Annotated in this window: 17 protein-coding genes; 9 read left to right on the plus strand and 8 right to left on the minus strand. The window is 61.6% G+C overall.

Features of this window, described 5'->3' with window-relative positions; genetic code table 11:
- Positions 1 to 211: 211 nt before the first annotated feature.
- Positions 212 to 1990, minus strand: coding sequence for an ABC transporter transmembrane domain-containing protein (locus BMZ10_RS08695; protein ID WP_093460223.1), 1779 nt, complete (start codon positions 1988 to 1990; stop codon positions 212 to 214).
- A 323-nt stretch (positions 1991 to 2313) separates the two neighbouring features.
- Between BMZ10_RS08695 and BMZ10_RS27705 the strand changes: the two genes are divergently transcribed.
- Positions 2314 to 2487, plus strand: coding sequence for a PA1571 family protein (locus BMZ10_RS27705; protein ID WP_177182088.1), 174 nt, complete (start codon positions 2314 to 2316; stop codon positions 2485 to 2487).
- Positions 2488 to 2661: 174 nt separating this feature from the next.
- Complete coding sequence (locus BMZ10_RS08700) at positions 2662 to 3639, plus strand: zeta toxin family protein (protein ID WP_093460226.1); 978 nt, start codon at positions 2662 to 2664, stop codon at positions 3637 to 3639.
- A 3-nt stretch (positions 3640 to 3642) separates the two neighbouring features.
- On the opposite strand, the gene pdxB is transcribed toward BMZ10_RS08700, so the two are convergent.
- Entirely contained in the window at positions 3643 to 4791 is a 1149-nt protein-coding gene (gene pdxB, locus BMZ10_RS08705) for a 4-phosphoerythronate dehydrogenase PdxB (RefSeq protein WP_093460229.1), read from the minus strand.
- Between the two features lie 75 nt (positions 4792 to 4866).
- Positions 4867 to 5121 (minus strand): sulfurtransferase TusA, encoded by a 255-nt coding sequence (tusA, locus tag BMZ10_RS08710; RefSeq protein ID WP_093460232.1) that lies wholly within the window; start codon positions 5119 to 5121, stop codon positions 4867 to 4869.
- Between the two features lie 206 nt (positions 5122 to 5327).
- On the opposite strand from tusA, the gene BMZ10_RS08715 reads away from it, so the two are divergent.
- From BMZ10_RS08715 to BMZ10_RS08740, 6 genes are read left to right on the plus strand one after another with little or no spacing between them, the layout of a single operon-like run.
- The gene (locus BMZ10_RS08715) at positions 5328 to 8270 is read left to right on the plus strand and encodes a monovalent cation/H+ antiporter subunit A (RefSeq protein WP_093460235.1); all 2943 of its coding nucleotides are present in this window, start codon (positions 5328 to 5330) and stop codon (positions 8268 to 8270) included.
- Positions 8270 to 8614 (plus strand): Na+/H+ antiporter subunit C, encoded by a 345-nt coding sequence (locus tag BMZ10_RS08720; RefSeq protein ID WP_081568723.1) that lies wholly within the window; start codon positions 8270 to 8272, stop codon positions 8612 to 8614. The genes BMZ10_RS08715 and BMZ10_RS08720 overlap by 1 nt, the downstream gene beginning before the upstream one ends.
- Positions 8611 to 10290 carry a monovalent cation/H+ antiporter subunit D gene (locus BMZ10_RS08725; protein WP_093460238.1) on the plus strand — a complete coding sequence of 560 codons (1680 nt, stop codon included), beginning with the start codon at positions 8611 to 8613 and terminating at the stop codon, positions 10288 to 10290. Before BMZ10_RS08720 ends, BMZ10_RS08725 begins: the two co-directional genes overlap by 4 nt.
- On the plus strand, positions 10287 to 10775 hold the full coding sequence (locus BMZ10_RS08730; RefSeq protein WP_093460241.1) for a Na+/H+ antiporter subunit E: 489 nt from the start codon (positions 10287 to 10289) through the stop codon (positions 10773 to 10775). The genes BMZ10_RS08725 and BMZ10_RS08730 overlap by 4 nt, the downstream gene beginning before the upstream one ends.
- Positions 10772 to 11050: a K+/H+ antiporter subunit F gene (locus BMZ10_RS08735; protein ID WP_093460244.1), complete on the plus strand. Its 279-nt coding sequence runs from the start codon at positions 10772 to 10774 to the stop codon at positions 11048 to 11050. The genes BMZ10_RS08730 and BMZ10_RS08735 overlap by 4 nt, the downstream gene beginning before the upstream one ends.
- Positions 11047 to 11415, plus strand: coding sequence for a Na+/H+ antiporter subunit G (locus BMZ10_RS08740; RefSeq protein ID WP_093460247.1), 369 nt, complete (start codon positions 11047 to 11049; stop codon positions 11413 to 11415). Before BMZ10_RS08735 ends, BMZ10_RS08740 begins: the two co-directional genes overlap by 4 nt.
- Before the next feature lie 64 nt (positions 11416 to 11479).
- On the opposite strand, the gene BMZ10_RS08745 is transcribed toward BMZ10_RS08740, so the two are convergent.
- Complete coding sequence (locus tag BMZ10_RS08745; protein WP_093460250.1) at positions 11480 to 11947, minus strand: hypothetical protein; 468 nt, start codon at positions 11945 to 11947, stop codon at positions 11480 to 11482.
- 348 nt (positions 11948 to 12295) lie between these two features.
- Between BMZ10_RS08745 and BMZ10_RS08750 the strand changes: the two genes are divergently transcribed.
- Complete coding sequence (locus tag BMZ10_RS08750) at positions 12296 to 12532, plus strand: DUF2789 domain-containing protein (RefSeq protein ID WP_093462449.1); 237 nt, start codon at positions 12296 to 12298, stop codon at positions 12530 to 12532.
- 27 nt (positions 12533 to 12559) lie between these two features.
- Here BMZ10_RS08750 and BMZ10_RS08755 read toward each other — a convergent pair whose 3' ends face one another.
- From BMZ10_RS08755 to BMZ10_RS08770, 4 genes are all read right to left on the minus strand, one after another.
- Entirely contained in the window at positions 12560 to 12748 is a 189-nt protein-coding gene (locus BMZ10_RS08755; protein WP_093460253.1) for a hypothetical protein, read from the minus strand.
- A 120-nt stretch (positions 12749 to 12868) separates the two neighbouring features.
- Positions 12869 to 14338: a T6SS phospholipase effector Tle1-like catalytic domain-containing protein gene (locus BMZ10_RS08760; RefSeq protein ID WP_093460256.1), complete on the minus strand. Its 1470-nt coding sequence runs from the start codon at positions 14336 to 14338 to the stop codon at positions 12869 to 12871.
- A 269-nt stretch (positions 14339 to 14607) separates the two neighbouring features.
- Complete coding sequence (locus tag BMZ10_RS08765) at positions 14608 to 16230, minus strand: methyl-accepting chemotaxis protein (protein ID WP_093460259.1); 1623 nt, start codon at positions 16228 to 16230, stop codon at positions 14608 to 14610.
- A 158-nt stretch (positions 16231 to 16388) separates the two neighbouring features.
- Positions 16389 to 16793, minus strand: coding sequence for a TraR/DksA family transcriptional regulator (locus BMZ10_RS08770; protein WP_093460262.1), 405 nt, complete (start codon positions 16791 to 16793; stop codon positions 16389 to 16391).
- Positions 16794 to 16850 lie beyond the last annotated feature (57 nt).

A 16850-nucleotide genomic window follows, 5' to 3' on the forward strand; every position in this document is an offset into this window, starting at 1 on the left:
CTTCCCGGCTAAAGCCGGTCCTACGAAAGGCCTGCAATTTCCGTATGACCGGCCTTCCCAGCTAAAGCCGGACCTACGAAAGGCCTGCAGCGTCTGTAGGACCGGCTTCAGCCGGGAAAAGGCCGGTGCAGGCTGTTGAGAGGCAGCGGTTGAAATCAGTCTTCGTCGTATGGCGGCGCCGAGCAATCTCACTGCCACAGGCAAAACAGCATCACCCCACCCGCTCCGCTCCCGCATTGAACTGCAACGCCGCTAACCGCGCATACAGCGGATTGCTGGCAATCAACTCCTGGTGGGTCCCCACCGCCACCAGCCTTCCCTGGTCCATCACGGCAATCCGGTCAGCGTTCTGTACCGTCGCCAGACGGTGGGCGATCACCAGCGTGGTGCGACCTTGCATGAGGGTCGGCAGCGCCTGTTGAATCAGGTGTTCGCTTTGCGCATCCAGAGCGCTGGTGGCTTCGTCGAGCAACAGAACCGGTGCGTCTGCCAGCAGCGCGCGAGCGATTGCCAGGCGCTGACGCTGCCCGCCGGACAGGCCCATCCCGCCATCGCCCAGATGGGTCTGATAGCCCTGCGGCAGCAGCTGAATGAATTCGTGGGCGTGGGCGGTACGGGCCGCCGCCTCGACCTGCTCGACGCTGGCGGCGGGGTTGCCGTACCGAATATTGTCTTCGACGCTGCCAAAGAACAGCGCGGGCGTTTGCGAAACCCAGGCAAAGCAGCGACGCAGGTCGAGCGGGTCCAGACGCTGCGCAGGCAAGCCCTCGATCAGAACCTGCCCGTGCTGCGGATCGTAGAAACGCAGCAATAAATCGAACAGCGTGGATTTACCCGCCCCGGACGGTCCGACCAGCGCCAGCGTTTCACCCGCCTGAATGGTCAGGGTCAAGGCGTCGACGGCGTTGCGTTCTGGGCGCGAAGGATAGGCGAAACTGACGTTCTCCAGCGCCAGTTGCCCGCTGATGCGTGTGGGCAGCGTCAGCAGGTCAGCGGCGGGCGCGGTAATTTCGCTGCGCGCCTGCAACAGCTCGGTGATCCGTTCCGCCGCACCGGCCGCTCGCTGCATTTCGCCGATCACCTCGCTGAGGGTGCCGAACGCGCTGCCGACAATCAGGCTGTAGAACACAAAAGCTGCCAGCTCACCGCCGGAAATTCGCCCCGCAATGACGTCCATGCCCCCGACCCACAGCATCACGCCAACCGCGCCAAGCACCAGCACGATCACCAGCGTGATCAGCCAGGAACGTTGCAGAATGCGTTTGCGTGCCGTGTCGAATGCGTCTTCGGCGGTCCGCGAAAATCGCTCGCGGTCCTGTTGCTGATGGTTGTAGGCCTGCACCGTCTTGATCTGCCCGAGCGCTTCGGAGACGTAACTGCCAACGTCGGCCACCCGATCCTGGCTTTCTCGCGACAGACTGCGCACCCGTCGCCCGAAGATCAGGATGGGCGCGACCACCAGCGGCAGGGCGATCACCACGATGCTGGTCAGTTTCGGATTGGTGAAAAACAGCAGCATCACGCCGCCGATCACCATGAGCGCGTTGCGCAGGAACATCGACAGCGACGATCCGATCACCGATTGCAGCAACGTCGTGTCCGCGGTCAGCCGCGACTGGATTTCCGAGCTGCGGTTGTTCTCGTAAAAGCCCGGATGGAGGCTGACTAGATGGTCGAACACCTGCTTGCGCAGATCGGCAACCACTCGCTCACCGATCCAGGACACCAGATAGAAACGGGTGAACGTCCCCACCGCAAGGGCCAGCACCAGCACCATGAACAGTGCGATGGTTTCGTTGAGCAGCGTCGGCGAGCGGGTCATGAACCCCTGATCGACCATGAGTCGAATGCCCTGGCCCATCGACAACGTGATGCCCGCAGTGACGATCAGCGCCACCAGCGCGGCAATGGCCTGCTTGCGGTACGGCGCGAGCATGCGCATCGCCAGACGGATGGCATGGCGCTGACGCCCGGAAAATACTGAAGCCATTTGATGCACCCATAAGACGAGCCAGCCGCCAAGCCTACACCGCCCACCCTTGCTACGCTCGTCGTGTTTCGCTGAACTCAACGTGCCCGATCCAGTCTTTCACTGGGTGCCCACGCTGCCACTTGAGCCGCGTCGTGACGAAAGCCAGCGTGTGAGAGTGGATCTGTCCAATCAATCGGTATAAGCAATCGATCTAACCGAAGGCTGGAGATCCGAGGCGGATTCTGGTGCACTGAGTCAACGCTTTCGGCGCTCAAGGATGTCGTGGCGCGACCATGCAAGCGTGGGTAAATGAAGCGCACAACCTGATGAGGAGACAGGCCATGAGCTTGCACAGCAGCAGTCAAGAACCCGTCGTCCGGGCCCAACCCAAGCTTCAGCTGGGTGGCGCCATTCTCGACAAGGACGGGAAAGAAGTCCTGATTACTGAAGAAATGGTTCAGGCCGCATGTCAGGAATGCGAAAAATACTGGGTCAAACCCGAAAAACAAGAGTGATGATCAGCCTCACTTGAAACCCGGCCCATCAGCCGGGTTTTTTATGCCTGCACGCTTATCGCAGCAGCGTTACATGCAGTAATAAACGCCTCGCCCTGTCGGGTTGCTTCTCTCTCAAACCTCAGATTACGTCCTTGGCTTCATTATTGATCGACGTTACCCAAGGAAGAACACATGTCTGCTTCACGTTTTAGCTACACCCCCGCAGAGCTGAACGCCGTTTACTCAAAACTTGAAAATAAGCTGTTCAACGTGCGCCGTGACATCGACGCCGACGGCCAGCCCGCACCCAAAATTCTTGTCGTGGCCGGCGTTCAGGGTTCAGGCAAGACTTACATGCTGAACAACCACTTGCTCAAAGATGCGCGCTACGCCAACTTCGTACGCCTCTACTCCGAAGACCTGCGCGAACTGCACCCGCGCTATGTGGAATTCGCCAATCAGGACGTCACCCGGCGGTATATGCACACGGAGTCATTTATCTGGGAGTTGTGCAGCCTGATATTTGCCCATGCTCATCAGAACAAATACAACATCATTCTGGAAACGGCGCTGGACACCAAGGCTTTCGCCACCCTCATCACCGGGCCGGAACTGGCGGATTATCAATTTGACGTGCACCTGATCGCCTGCAAGAAGGACTTCGTGCATCTGTCGACCGTCAAGCGCGCCTTCAACGCGCTGGAAAGCGGCAGCCTGGAGCGCTTCGTCGATATCGCCACCATCGAAGCCAGTATTGAGAACGCCGAGGTCATTCTCAACGCTTTCGAAACCGCCTGTATGCGTGTCAGCGGCTCAACCATCAGCATGTATGAGCGCGGTTTTGGCGCGTTGAAAAATCGCAGAATGCTGTGCAGCAGCTGCTGCGAGCGGATCAACACGCTGACGCCTGTTGTGTTCACCGATGAAAGCGGCGCAACCATCACCGTGAAGGAACAGACCCATCGCATCGAACGCAGTGAGGCGTTCGCGCAGCCTTGCAGCTACGCGACCTTTATTGCATTGGTGGAAGCACCGGTGACAGGCGAAGATCGAACGCACGCCTGGGAAGAAGCTTATGCCGCACTGGCCCGCCTGCGCAGATTCTGGAAGCAGATCCCGCCTCGCCTTCCGGATTCGCTCTGGGGCTACATCACCCGATACGCCGAGTAAGTTTCACTCGTGTACCCAGACCGCCCCCAGCGCCTGAACGATCTGGCTCAGTGCGGCTGACTCACCATTGATACTCACGCGCAGCGCATCGATTTCCCGACGCGGCGGGTAATGCTTGCGCAGTGCATCGAACGCCAGGCGCTGGCTGTTGGCGTCGCCCACCAGACTGCGGCGCAAGTCGGCGTCGTCGCGGCGCGGGTCGTAGACGCCGCGGCAGAGCATGTTAAGCGCCCAGGCCGGATCGGTGGCCGCATCGAGCGTGACGTTTGCCAGCCAGGGCCGGGGCAGCAGATCGGCGAGCTCGATCGTCGCCGGTTGTCCGAGGTGCGCGCACAGCGCCTGGTAGATCTGCGCGGTGCCGCGCTGGCGGCCGTCGAGGCTGTAACCGGCGATGTGCGGCGTACCGATGACGCACAGCTCGGCCAGTTCGACATCCACGACCGGCTCCTTTTCCCAGACGTCGAGTACGGCCTGAAGGTCTTCGCGCTCAAGCAGCACCTCGCGCAGGGCGCTGTTATCCACGATCGGGCCGCGCGCGGCGTTGATCAGCCAGGCGCCGTGTTGCAGCTGCTGCAAACGTGCCCGGTCGAACAGATGCCACGTCGGCTGATCGCCGGTTTTGTTCAGCGGTGTGTGCAGACTGATGACGTCACAGCGCGCGATGATCTCGTCAAGGCTGACGTAGTCGCCACCCTCGGTGGCCTGACGCGGCGGGTCGCACACCAGCACATTCCAGCCCAGGCCGCGCAGCACCTTGATCAGCCGACCGCCGACCTGCCCCGCGCCGACGATGCCGTATGTGCGGGAGGCAAGCGCCACGCCCTCGATTTCCGCCAGGGTCAACAGGCTGCCCAGCACGTAATCCACCACCCCGCGGGCATTGCAGCCGGGGGCGCTGGACCACTGAATGCCGGCCTGATGGAAATAATCGAGATCGAGATGATCAGTGCCGATGGTGCAGGTGCCCACGAAGCGAACCGGCGTGCCTTCGAGCAGTTCGCGGGTGACTCTGGTCACCGAGCGCACCAGCAGGATATCGGCATCGGCAACCGCGGCGCGATCCAGGGTGCGCCCCGGATAACGGTGGATATCACCGAAGCCGGAAAAAAAGGCGTCGAGCAGTGGAATGTTTTCGTCGGCAACTATGCGCATGTGAGGGCTCCTGGAGTCGCGGCAGTGTAGGCGCTAGAGCACCGCGCAGCCAGTCTGATGCGTCAGAGACGGGACTCAATCCTGCTTCTTGCGGATCCAGTAGAGGAAAACGCCGTCGCCGGCCTGCTTCTCGATCAGGTCATGACCGAGAAAAACACAGAACTTTGGAATGTCGCGCTGGGTCGACGGATCGGTGGCGATGACCTTGAGCAAGCCACCGGCCGGCAGGTCGCGCACTTTCTGATGCAGCATCATGACCGGCTCAGGGCAATTGAGACCTGTGGCGTCAAGGACGGCGTCAGCGCAAAGGCTTTCGATGGATTCAGACATGAGGTGCTCCGGAAACTGGCGGGCATTGTCGCTTAAATGAATTAATGAGCCAATCCTTACTGGTCTTGAGCGCGCCTGACGCCGGTTCACACAGGTCAACTACGCTGCTGCCTACTGACTTTGTAGGATTCTGCGACATCTTGGTGGTTGGTGATGCATCACCCGGCACGTATGATCCTTGACATTTTTGCGCAGATTAGAAACCTATGTCTCTGATAGTTCTACTGCTTCTGCCTTTCATCGGCAGCTGTCTGGCGGCGCTTTTGCCGCACAACGCACGCAATGCTGAATCCCTCCTTGCCGGCCTGATCGCCTTGATCGGCGCCGTGCAGGTGGCGTTGTGGTATCCGCAGATTGCGCACGGCGGGGTCATCCGCGAGGAGTTTTTCTGGTTGCCCAGCCTTGGGCTGAACTTCGTGTTGCGTCTGGACGGTTTTGCCTGGCTGTTTTCCATGCTGGTGCTGGGCATCGGCACGCTGGTGTCGCTGTACGCCCGCTATTACATGTCTCCGGACGACCCCGTACCGCGTTTCTTCTCGTTTTTCCTGGCGTTCATGGGCGCAATGCTTGGCCTTGTAATGTCCGGGCACCTGATTCAGATCGTGTTTTTCTGGGAGCTGACCAGCGTCTTCTCGTTCTTGCTGATCGGCTACTGGCACCACCGCGCCGACGCCCGACGCGGCGCGTACATGGCACTGATGGTCACCGGCGCGGGCGGTCTGGCGCTGCTGGTCGGCGTGATGCTGCTGGGCCACGTCGTCGGCAGCTACGATCTGGACCGCGTGCTGGCGTCCGGCGATGCGATTCGCGCCCACGCGCTCTATCCCGTTCTGCTGACTCTTATTCTGATTGGCGCGCTGAGTAAGAGCGCCCAGTTCCCGTTCCATTTCTGGCTGCCTCACGCCATGGCCGCGCCGACCCCAGTCTCCGCGTACCTGCATTCGGCGACCATGGTCAAAGCCGGAGTGTTTCTGCTGGCGCGGCTATGGCCTGCACTGTCCGGCAGTGAACAGTGGTTCTGGATCGTCAGTGGCGCGGGCGCCTGCACGCTGGTGATCGGCGCCTATTCGGCGATCTTCCAGACCGACCTTAAAGGCTTGCTGGCGTATTCGACCATCAGCCATCTGGGTCTGATCACCTTGCTGCTGGGGTTGAACAGCCCGCTGGCGGCTGTCGCTGCCGTGTTTCACATTCTCAACCACGCCACATTCAAAGCCTCGCTGTTCATGGCGGCGGGGATCATCGATCACGAAAGCGGCACGCGGGACATCCGCAAACTCAGTGGCCTGATCAGGCTGATGCCCTACACCGCGACCCTGGCCATGGTGGCCAGTGCGGCAATGGCCGGCGTCCCGCTGCTCAATGGCTTCCTGTCCAAGGAAATGTTCTTCGCGGAGACCGTTTTCATCACTTCCACTGCCTGGGTGGAGACAGCATTGCCGATCATTGCCACCATCGCCGGCACCTTCAGCGTCGCTTATTCACTGCGTTTCACGGTCGACGTGTTCTTCGGCCCGAAAGCCACCGACCTGCCGCACACGCCCCACGAGCCGGCTCGCTGGATGCGCGTGCCGGTCGAGTTATTGGTGCTGGCGTGCCTGATCGTCGGGATTTTTCCTGCGCAGTCGGTTGGCCCGCTGCTGGCCGCCGCTGCGCAACCGGTGGTCGGCGGCGCGCTGCCCGAATACAGCCTGGCAATCTGGCACGGCTGGAACGCGCCGATGATCATGAGCCTGATCGCCATGGGCGCCGGGATCGTCCTGTATCTGCTGCTGCGGCCGCGCTTCAAGCGCGACCGTTTCAAGGGTCCGCCGCTGATGTGGCGACTCAACGGCAAGCGCCTGTTCGAGCGCTCGCTGGTGAACATGCTGCGCACCGCGCGCCTGTTCGAGCGCCTGCTGACGACCCGGCGGCTGCAGGCCCAGCTGTTTCTGATGGTGCTCGCCGCGCTGGTGGCAGGCTTCGTGCCGATGTTCGACGGCGGGCTGACCTGGGGTGAGCGACCGAAGATTCCGGGCTCCGGCGTGTTCGTCATGCTGTGGCTGATCGCGATTGCCTGCGCCCTCGGCGCGGCCTGGCAAGCCAAGTATCACCGCCTCGCAGCCGTGACGATGGTCAGCGTCTGCGGCCTGATGACCTGCGTCACGTTCGTCTGGTTTTCCGCGCCGGATCTGGCACTGACCCAACTGGTGGTCGAGGTGGTGACCACCGTCCTGATTCTGCTGGGTCTGCGCTGGCTGCCACGACGCAATGAAAACGTCGCGCCAAAGACTCGCTCGCGCAACCGCGCCCGGGCACGACGCGTGCGTGACTTCGTCCTGGCCGTGGCGGTCGGCGGCGGCATGGCGCTGCTGTCCTACGCCATGCTCACGCGCCCGACGCCCAACGTGATTTCCGAGTACTACCTGAGTCGCGCGTTGTCACAGGGCGGCGGCACCAATGCCGTGAACGTCATGCTGGTGGATTTCCGCGGCTTCGATACCTTCGGCGAAATCACCGTACTGGCCGTGGTGGCGCTGACGGTCTTCGCCCTGTTGCGACGTTTCCGCCCGCCCCGGGAAAGCATCGCCCTGCCCGCGCAACAACGCTTGCTGGCCCGCGATGTGGTCACCGATCTGGTGAACCCGCGAAACGCCAAAGACACTGCGCTGGGATTCATGATGGTGCCCGCGGTGCTGGTACGCCTGTTGCTGCCGGTCGCGTTCGTGGTGTCGATGTACCTGTTCATGCGCGGCCACAACCAGCCGGGCGGTGGCTTTGTCGCCGGGCTGGTGATGTCGGTGGCGTTCATTCTCCAGTACATGGTCGCCGGCACTCAGTGGGTCGAGGCGAACATGAGCCTGCGCCCGCTGCGCTGGATGGGAACCGGGCTGTTTTTCGCCCTGGCGACCGGGCTGGGTTCGATGGCGCTGGGTTATCCGTTCATGACCACCCACACCGCGCACCTGCATCTGCCGCTGCTGGGCGATGTTCACGTCGCCAGTGCGCTGTTTTTCGACATCGGCGTCTACGCCGTGGTGGTCGGCTCGACGCTGCTGATTCTGACCGCGCTGGCCCACCAGTCGGTGCGCAGTCATCGTCCGACCTCGCTGCCGCAGCCGATCGAACCGGCTGAACCGGCCAGTCCCGTTTCCCAAGGAGCCATCTGATGGAAGAAGTCATTGCCATTGCCATCGGCGTGCTCGCCGCTTCCGGGGTGTGGCTGATCCTGCGCCCGCGGACCTTTCAAGTCGTCATGGGCCTGTGCCTGCTGTCGTACGGCGTCAACCTGTTCATCTTCAGCATGGGCAGTCTGTTCATCGGCAAGGAGCCGATCATCAAGGACGGCGTGCCGCAGGACCTGCTCAACTACACCGACCCGCTGCCGCAGGCGCTGGTGCTCACGGCCATCGTCATCAGTTTCGCCATGACCGCGCTGTTCCTGGTGGTGCTGCTGGCCTCTCGGGGCCTGACCGGCAACGACCATGTGGACGGTCGGGAGAGCAGTGAATGAGCCTCATGAATCAACTGATCGTCGCGCCGATCCTGTTGCCGGTGCTGACCGCTGCGCTGATGCTCTGGCTGGGGGAGAAACACAGACCCTTGAAGGCGCGCATCAATCTGCTGTCGACTGCGCTGGGCCTGGGAATCGCCATCACGCTGATGATGTGGGTGCAAAAAACCGGCACCACCGGATCGATCGGCGTGTACCTGCCAGGCAACTGGGAATCGCCGTTCGGGATCGTGCTGGTGATCGATCATCTCTCGGCACTGATGCTGGTGCTGACGGGGATCGTCGCCTTCTGCGCGCTGCTGTTCGCCCTCGCACGCTGGGACCGGGCGGGCGCCAGCTTTCACGCGCTATTCCAGATCCAACTGATGGGCCTGTACGGCGCGTTCCTGACGGCCGATCTGTTCAACCTGTTCGTGTTTTTCGAGGTGCTGCTGGCGGCATCGTACGGCCTGATGCTACACGGGTCCGGCCGCGCGCGGGTGTCGGCCGGCCTGCATTACATCACCATCAACCTGCTGGCCTCGTCGCTGTTTCTGATCGGTGCGGCGCTGATCTATGGCGTTACCGGGACCCTGAACCTGGCCGACCTCGCCGTGAAGATTCCGCAGGTGCCGGACGCTGACTTGGGCCTGCTGCACGCAGGCGCTGCCATCCTGGCGGTGGCGTTTCTCGCCAAGGCCGGCATGTGGCCGCTCAACTTCTGGCTGGTGCCGGCCTATTCTGCCGCCAGCGCGCCGGTGGCGGCGCTCTTCGCGATCATGACCAAAGTCGGCGCCTACACATTGTTGCGTCTGTGGACGCTAATGTTTTCCGGGCAAGCGGGCGCATCGGCGTTCTTCGGCGGTCAGTGGTTGATCTGGGGCGGGATGGCGACGCTGACCGTGGCGGCCGTTTCGGTGGTGGCCGCCCAGCGCCTGGAGCGCATGGCCAGCCTGAGCATTCTGGTTTCGGCAGGGATTCTGCTGTCGGCCGTCGGCTTCGCCCAGCCAAGCCTCACGGCCGGCGCGCTGTTCTATCTGGTCAGCTCGACCCTGGCACTGAGCGCGCTGTTCCTGCTGGCCGAGCTGATCGAGCGTTCTCGCTCGGCCAACGATATTGCGCTCGAAGAAGACGCCGACCAGCTGCCCAAGGCGCTGGAATCGCTGCATCCCGTGCCTGGCACCAATCTGGACGACGAACAGAAAGCGCTGGTCGGTCAGGTGATTCCCTGGACGATGGCCTTCCTGGGCCTGAGTTTCATTGCCTGTGCGCTGTTGATCATCGGCATGCCGCCGCTGTCGGGCTTCCTCGGCAAATTGACGCTGATCAGCGCCCTGCTCAACCCGCTGGGCCTGGACGTGGCGAAAGATGAGGCCATCCGAGGCGACAGCTGGACGCTGGTGGCGTTGTTGATCGTTTCCGGTCTGGCGTCGCTGTTTGCCTTCGTGCGCGTCGGTATCAAGCGCTTCTGGACCCCGCAGGAACGCCCGTCACCGCTGTTGCGCCTGAACGAGTGCATTCCCATCGCGATTCTGCTTGGCTGCTCGATCGTGCTGACATTCAAGGCTCAAGCGCTGCTGCATTACACCGAGGACACCGCGCAGGCGCTGCATGATCCACAGCAATACGTGCTGTCGGTGATGGCCGCAAAGCCGGTGCCGGGTCCGATCACCGCGACGTCGGAGGTGCAGCCGTGAAGCGCCTGTTCCCTGCTCCGCTGCTGTCACTGTCACTTTGTGCCCTGTGGTTGTTGCTCAACCTGTCCCTCAGCGCCGGCAACCTGCTGCTCGGCCTGCTGCTGGGGCTTGTCGCGCCGTTGATGTTCGCCCCGCTGCGGCCGTTGCCGGTAAGCATTCGCAAGCCGTTCGTGGCGATCAGGCTGTTTGTGCAGGTGGGCCGCGACGTCGTGTCGTCGAACCTCGCCGTGGCCTGGGGCATCCTGCGCGCGCGCAGCCGGCCGCCACGCTCGGCCTTCGTCAAGGTGCCGCTGGACCTGCGCGACGCCAACGGCCTGGCGGCCCTGTCGATGATCTGCACCGTGGTGCCCGGCACCGTGTGGTCGGAACTGGCCCTGGACCGCAGCGTTCTGCTGATGCACGTCTTCGATCTGGATGACGAAGCCCGGTTCATCGAACACTTCAAGACCACGTACGAACGCCCTTTGATGGAGATTTTTCAATGAGCGGCCTGCTCACCCAAGCGATCCTGTTCAGCCTGTCGGTGTTCGCGTTCGCCATGGTCCTCACTCTGATCCGCCTGTTCAAGGGACCTTCGGCGCAAGACCGCGTACTGGCGCTGGACTATCTGTACATCCTGGCGATGCTGATGATGCTGGTGCTGGGCATCCGCTACGCCAGCGACACCTACTTCGAAGCGGCGCTGTTGATCGCCCTGTTCGGCTTCGTCGGCTCGTTCGCGCTGGCCAAATTCCTCTTGCGTGGCGAGGTGATCGAATGAATTCGCTGTACGTGTTGCCGTTCTGGGTTGAAGTGTTGACGGCAGTGTTACTGGTGCTGAGCAGCCTTTTCGCCCTGATCGGTGCGATCGGGCTGTTGCGGATGAAGGATTTTTTCCAGCGCATGCATCCGCCGGCGCTGGCGTCGACGCTCGGCGCCTGGTGCGTCGCACTTGCGTCGATCATCTACTTCTCGGCGACGAAGAGCGCGCTGGTGCTGCACGCCTGGCTGATTCCGATTCTGCTGGCGATCACGGTGCCGGTGACGACGCTGCTGCTGGCCAGAACCGGTTTGTTCCGCAAGCGCATGGCCGGTGACGACGACGTGCCACCGGAAGTTTCCGAAGGGCGCCACGAGGGGAAATGATCGTCAGTGGCGACGCCGCGCGCTGCCCGACCCGAGCCAGGATCACAGGCCCTGCCGGGGTGCCTTACTCGCTGGCCTTGAACACCAGCTCGCCCTTGCGCCACTTGGCGGCCTTGGCGGTGGCGGACTTGAGCACTTTGCTCAGGCCGGTCTGAATCTGCTCATGGGCGGCAAATACCATGAACACGCTCTGGGATTCCTTGAACACGATGCCGTGGCCTTCCGGCACTTCAACGAACGCGTATTCGCCCAGACCATATATGGTCATCTTGATGTCGCGAAACTTGATTTCAAACTTGCCGCCTTCACGGCTGGGCAGTACCGAGGCGCGGAAATGGTCACCCACTTTCAATTCCAGGCGTGGCTTGTCGTCAACCACCAGAGCCGTCTCGGTGTCGATTTCAGACATGTAAATGCCTTCGGGGGACTGCTCGATAACGTAAACGAAACGTGCCTGGAACTGCTTCACCAACTTCGCGCGCAAATCTCCCAGCACGAATAACGCATGGGTATCCAGATTACTTACTGCCAATGTACCAACCCCCAACCTGATAGGAACTTGCCCGGCCGAGGGCCAGGCAAGGAAAATTCGACATGAAAAAAAGTGCGCCCCTGAAGCCGGGCGCTGGCATGAACACGGATTCTACCGGCAGTGAGTCTATACGGGATATATGCCTTTCGTCCGTAATCTCACAGATTTTGTACACGAATGTCACCGGCACCCTGTGTGCAGTCGGTTCCATGCATGGCGCCGTTCGAGCTGAATCGATACGGCAGATCGTTAGAACTCTTGCCGGTCCCCGATACTCACATATGCACGGAGTCGATGACGCCAATCACTCAGTACATTTCGGGCGTCGAGCCCATCGAGGAGAAAGACATGGACATGACTCAACCCACACTTGAAGCGTTGTTCGACCAGTTGGGACTGGATTCGGACGAGGCCAGCATCGACGCATTCGTCGCCGCACATCAATTGCCGGACGATGTGAAGCTGATCGAGGCGGATTTCTGGACACCGCAACAGGCCAGGTATCTGAAGGAGGAACTGCGCGCCGACGGCGAGTGGGCGCCCATCGTCGATGACCTCAACGAGCGGCTTCACCCAAAAAAGTAAACCGACGTAAAGACAATGGCGGCCCGGTCAGGCCGCCATTGTCAGTTGTTGCATCCACGCACTGCGGCACTCTTCGGCCTCCACGCGGCGTTCGAACGCCGTGCCGCGCTGCTCTCCGTTGATCAGCACGACCCAACAGACGCGCAGGCCCCGCTGGCGAAACGACGCGGGTACGCCCTGACCGATCATCACTGCGATATCGATATTGCTTCGCATGCCATCCTCCAGGGATCTCTTGAGCATTCAGCGATGGCGCCATGATAAGGGTGGCCCTGCGTCGGAAAAAGCTATCCCAGGAATAGGTGATTTGCATGATCGGCAACACACTTTCAGCCCTCAATGTGGATAACCGGGCTGCCCGACATTCATGAACGCCTGTCGACCATTATCGCCAGGCGCGTGCACGAACAAATTGCCCACCAGGGAATCACGACTGCCAAACGAGTTGTTCCAGTGGGCCGAGCAGTGGATGTAGCGCCGGTACAGGATCGTCATATCCTCCTCGTCGAGCGGCGGCGCTTCGCCTTGGCCAAACGCGATCAGGCGGTCCGCGATCCCGCGCAGTTCGGGCGGCAGGCTGGTTGCCGGCGAATCCACAATCGCCTCGAAGGGCACGCCTTGCGCACACGCCAACGCGTGCATGAGCCTCAGATAAATCCGTGACAGATGGCCGAACACCCGTCGTTCGAGCATGACCGTGGCCACCACGGTCTTCATGCCGCGCATCCGCGGTCCTACCCGCTCGATGCACTCGACGCCCAGGCGGGCACTGTCGTCGTCGGGGTCGAGCCAGCGCTGGGCGTTGAGCCCGGACAGTTGCGCATGAGCCTGCAGCCACGCCTCGGTGCTGTCGAATGGTGTATCGGCGCTCACCAGACTGCGCAGTGGCCGGCTGAGAGCAACCCGCTCAAGCGCCTGAGGCTGATAGCCGCCCCCCACATCCGAATGGCTGCCGGGCAGAACGATCTCCTTTTCCCAGTGCGGCCTGACGCTGTTGAGGGCGAAATTCCGCCGATGCTCATCCCCCGCCACCAGATGCAATACCTGTTGTGCGCATCCGGGGGGGAGGAACAGATTGACCCGGTTATTCACACTGTCCCGGACATTGCCCAGATCGGACAACCCGCCCACCGCGGCGACGGTGTCAAACAGCCCGATGACGTTGAGCCGCACATGGCCGCCGGACCAGGAGAAATCAGGCACAAACGGCAGGTTGCGGGCATCGAGCACCCCATCCAGCGCGCCTTTGGCCTGCTTGAGCACTTCATTGGCAAAGTGACGCGCCGACGCCGCCCCTCGGCTGAATCCAAAGACGTCGAACTCGAGCGCGGCGATGACGCAGCCGGGGTTATCGCCGCGAAAGGTGGCAAGCACATCGGCGATCTTCTTGATGCTTCTGGACACCTTTGCGACGACGCCGGTCGTTCCGCGACCGAACCCTTGACCGGAGAGTCTTGAGTCTCTGCCGCCCGACGTCGTGCCGACGCCGCTGATATAAATCGACCGATAGACTTTCAGCCCATCGCCCGCGTTATGGGCGCGAGGTTGATCACGGTAAAGCGCCGCCAGCCTGGCGATATTGGTGAGATCGTTTGCATAACTGCTGTCGGGGTCGCTGTGGCGCCCGCCGCATTCCTTGATGTGGGCATTGGCATACACTTCAGACATCGCCTGACAATCGGCGCCGATCTGACTGTTGACGCGGTTATTGCCGGTTCCATCGAAGAACAGGCCGATCCGCACGGTGACCTCCAGAGCGTTGAGCAAGGTAGCGTCAGCGTGCGGCTTCAAAGGGGTGGTTTTCATGAGAGTCATCCTTGAGTACTGGATCCCGCCCGGTCTACATATCCGGACACATACCCACAGAATGCTCGCACTCGAAACATCGTCAATTGGCCAGACAACGCTTCAGAAACTTCCCACTTGAATCTCAGACCGATAAAGCGCTCATAGGCTGTTCAACCTACAAACCCCAGCGCTTTATCCACCGCGTTAAACATTCGGAACAGAAATTGAACGCCACGGACTCACGTTGAGCCCGCCCAGGTTTCGCCACCTTACAAAACGCCGTAAACCTACCCCTTGCCAGCGACGCCGGCCTCCGGTCGATACCCCAGGCGCAAACCGCCCCAGTGGCGTCCCTTGACCATGATCGGCACGGACAGATCGTGCATCAGTTCGCCGGTGTCGCGGGTGTAGGTTTGCAGGAGCACCGGCTGTTGGTGGCTGCCACAGCGGATTCCCGTGCGATCGTCGAATTTACGCTTGGTACGGTTCTGCACCGTATCGACGGCAGCGTCGCCAGTCAGCGGGCGGCTGAACGCCTGATTGTGCGTAGGCACATACCCTTGCTGCGTGCAGGCAATGGCAAACACCAATCCTTCGTGTCGAGACAGCAAAGGCTCTTGAATGGCGGGCAGCACCTGGTCGGTGTAACGGTCGAAGCGGGTCTGGTACTTGGCCGGCGAGGTGTTGGCGATGGGTTGATAGCTGCGATCGAACAGATCCGCGAGGGCCACGCGCCCCTGATCGATGTCCTGTTCGAATTTGTGCGCGATCTGACCGGCGCCCTCACGGGCCAGATCGTAAATGCGCTGGTGGTAATCATCCAGACCGACCTGGGCGAGCCGTTCGCTGATAGTCTCGGCCTGCCCTTCCATCTGCACCGCCGACTGCGCCAGGCGCCGGGTCTGGTCGTCGCTGATGGCAAGGTCGCTGCGCATCTGCTCGACCGCCACGAACAGGCTGCTCAATTGCTCCTGATTGGTCTGGGCACCGCGGGCGATTTCGCCGACCTGACTTTCCACGTCCACGGCCAGCCGGGCAATGCTGCCCAGTTGCTGGCCGGTGGTTTCGACCTGCGCGACGCCGCCATCGAGATCGCCGGACAACTGACGAATCTGCTCCACCACCTGAGCGGTACGCTGCTGGATATCGGCAACCATCGCGCCGACCTCTCCAGTGGCCGTAGCGGTGCGTCCCGCCAGCCCCCGCACCTCGTCGGCGACCACTGCAAAACCGCGACCGTGTTCGCCCGCTCGGGCGGCTTCGATGGCGGCGTTCAGCGCCAGCAGGTTGGTCTGGCTGGCAATGGACTGAATAACGGCTGTCACCCGCTGAATGTCCTCGCTGCGTTGGCTGAGCGCCTCGATCGACTCGCGGCTGTCATCGGCACGCTGGCTGAGCTGATGCATCAGGTCGATCGACTGGTTGAGCACGGCCAGTCCGGCGTCGCTGCTTTCCCGGGCCTGACTGGCGGCGCCCAGCGCCTGCTGGCTTAACGCGGAGGTTGCACGTTCAGTGGCGATCATCACATCGGCGCTGCTGACGATCTGTTCGGCCGCGTCCACCTGAGATTGCAACTTGCCCGCCAGTTGCCTGACGGAAAACGCCACGGCGGCCGCCGACAGGGCATTGTGGCTGGTGCTGCGGGAGAGATCGCGGGTCAGGAGGCTGATCGCCTCTTCGCCATCGCCATGTTCGACGACGGGCGCCCGCGGCGTGAAAAAACGCGGCAGCCAGATTGCCAGCAGCGCGAAAGGCAGTGCGAGGTAAACAGGGGCGTCAATCTGGATCATGGCCGCAAATGACAGGCTGACAGCCACACTTTGCAGCGTCGGGGTCAGCCACATTCTGGCGATGTGCCGGCCAACGGCCGGTTGCGGGGCGAACGTGTCCGTACTTCCATTAGCAGCCATAACTGACCCACCCTGCTTTTCATTATTTTGAAAGCATTAAACGCCAGATAGCGGCCATGCGCTATCAACCGTTGGTGGTAGTCGGTCGGATTTATTCAGTCAGCGAGCGGCAGTTCACGCGGTTCGACTGCCGGGGGATGGCAGCCGAACCCGGATCGTCAGGCCTGACGCTGATGGCGATCGATCTGCTCGTGACGCTCTTGAGCTTCGATGCAGTATTTGGTGGTCGGGCTGATCAGAAGGCGCTTGAGGCCAATGGGCTCGCCGCTGTCGTCGCACCAGCCAAAGGTGTCTTCGGCAATGCGCGTCAGGGCCATTTCCAGCTGTGGCAGCATGCGCTGATCGCGATCGATCACGTTCACCAGCCAGTGGCGCTCTTCTTCCACAGAAGCGGCATCGGCAGGGTCGGCCGGCGTGTCCAGGCTTTCAATCGCAATACGGCTTTGCTCGATGCGCTCATGGATTTCCACTTTCATGTCTTGTAGCAACGCTGTGAAGAAAGCGTGCTGCTCGGCGTTCATGTAGTCATCGGCCGGCATCGCCAGCAACTTTTCCTTGGTCATTGATTTCTCTATAAAAAAACGTGCATTAAGGCGAATTAAGGAGCGCCTCAGCGTAAC

Origin of the sequence: Pseudomonas sp. NFR16 (genome assembly GCF_900108875.1) — a bacterium.
In the GTDB taxonomy this organism is placed as follows: domain Bacteria; phylum Pseudomonadota; class Gammaproteobacteria; order Pseudomonadales; family Pseudomonadaceae; genus Aquipseudomonas.

Excerpts from the sequence above, each read along its gene's own strand:
- BMZ10_RS08695 (WP_093460223.1), bottom strand. The coding sequence starts at position 1,990 with ATGGCTTCAGTATTTTCCGGGCGTCAGCGCCATGCCATCCGTCTGGCG.
- BMZ10_RS27705 (WP_177182088.1), top strand. The coding sequence starts at position 2,314 with ATGAGCTTGCACAGCAGCAGTCAAGAACCCGTCGTCCGGGCCCAACCC.
- BMZ10_RS08700 (WP_093460226.1), top strand. The coding sequence starts at position 2,662 with ATGTCTGCTTCACGTTTTAGCTACACCCCCGCAGAGCTGAACGCCGTT.
- pdxB (WP_093460229.1), bottom strand. The coding sequence starts at position 4,791 with ATGCGCATAGTTGCCGACGAAAACATTCCACTGCTCGACGCCTTTTTT.
- tusA (WP_093460232.1), bottom strand. The coding sequence starts at position 5,121 with ATGTCTGAATCCATCGAAAGCCTTTGCGCTGACGCCGTCCTTGACGCC.
- BMZ10_RS08715 (WP_093460235.1), top strand. The coding sequence starts at position 5,328 with ATGTCTCTGATAGTTCTACTGCTTCTGCCTTTCATCGGCAGCTGTCTG.
- BMZ10_RS08720 (WP_081568723.1), top strand. The coding sequence starts at position 8,270 with ATGGAAGAAGTCATTGCCATTGCCATCGGCGTGCTCGCCGCTTCCGGG.
- BMZ10_RS08725 (WP_093460238.1), top strand. The coding sequence starts at position 8,611 with ATGAGCCTCATGAATCAACTGATCGTCGCGCCGATCCTGTTGCCGGTG.
- BMZ10_RS08735 (WP_093460244.1), top strand. The coding sequence starts at position 10,772 with ATGAGCGGCCTGCTCACCCAAGCGATCCTGTTCAGCCTGTCGGTGTTC.
- BMZ10_RS08740 (WP_093460247.1), top strand. The coding sequence starts at position 11,047 with ATGAATTCGCTGTACGTGTTGCCGTTCTGGGTTGAAGTGTTGACGGCA.
- BMZ10_RS08750 (WP_093462449.1), top strand. The coding sequence starts at position 12,296 with ATGGACATGACTCAACCCACACTTGAAGCGTTGTTCGACCAGTTGGGA.
- BMZ10_RS08755 (WP_093460253.1), bottom strand. The coding sequence starts at position 12,748 with ATGCGAAGCAATATCGATATCGCAGTGATGATCGGTCAGGGCGTACCC.
- BMZ10_RS08760 (WP_093460256.1), bottom strand. The coding sequence starts at position 14,338 with ATGAAAACCACCCCTTTGAAGCCGCACGCTGACGCTACCTTGCTCAAC.
- BMZ10_RS08765 (WP_093460259.1), bottom strand. The coding sequence starts at position 16,230 with ATGGCTGCTAATGGAAGTACGGACACGTTCGCCCCGCAACCGGCCGTT.
- BMZ10_RS08770 (WP_093460262.1), bottom strand. The coding sequence starts at position 16,793 with ATGACCAAGGAAAAGTTGCTGGCGATGCCGGCCGATGACTACATGAAC.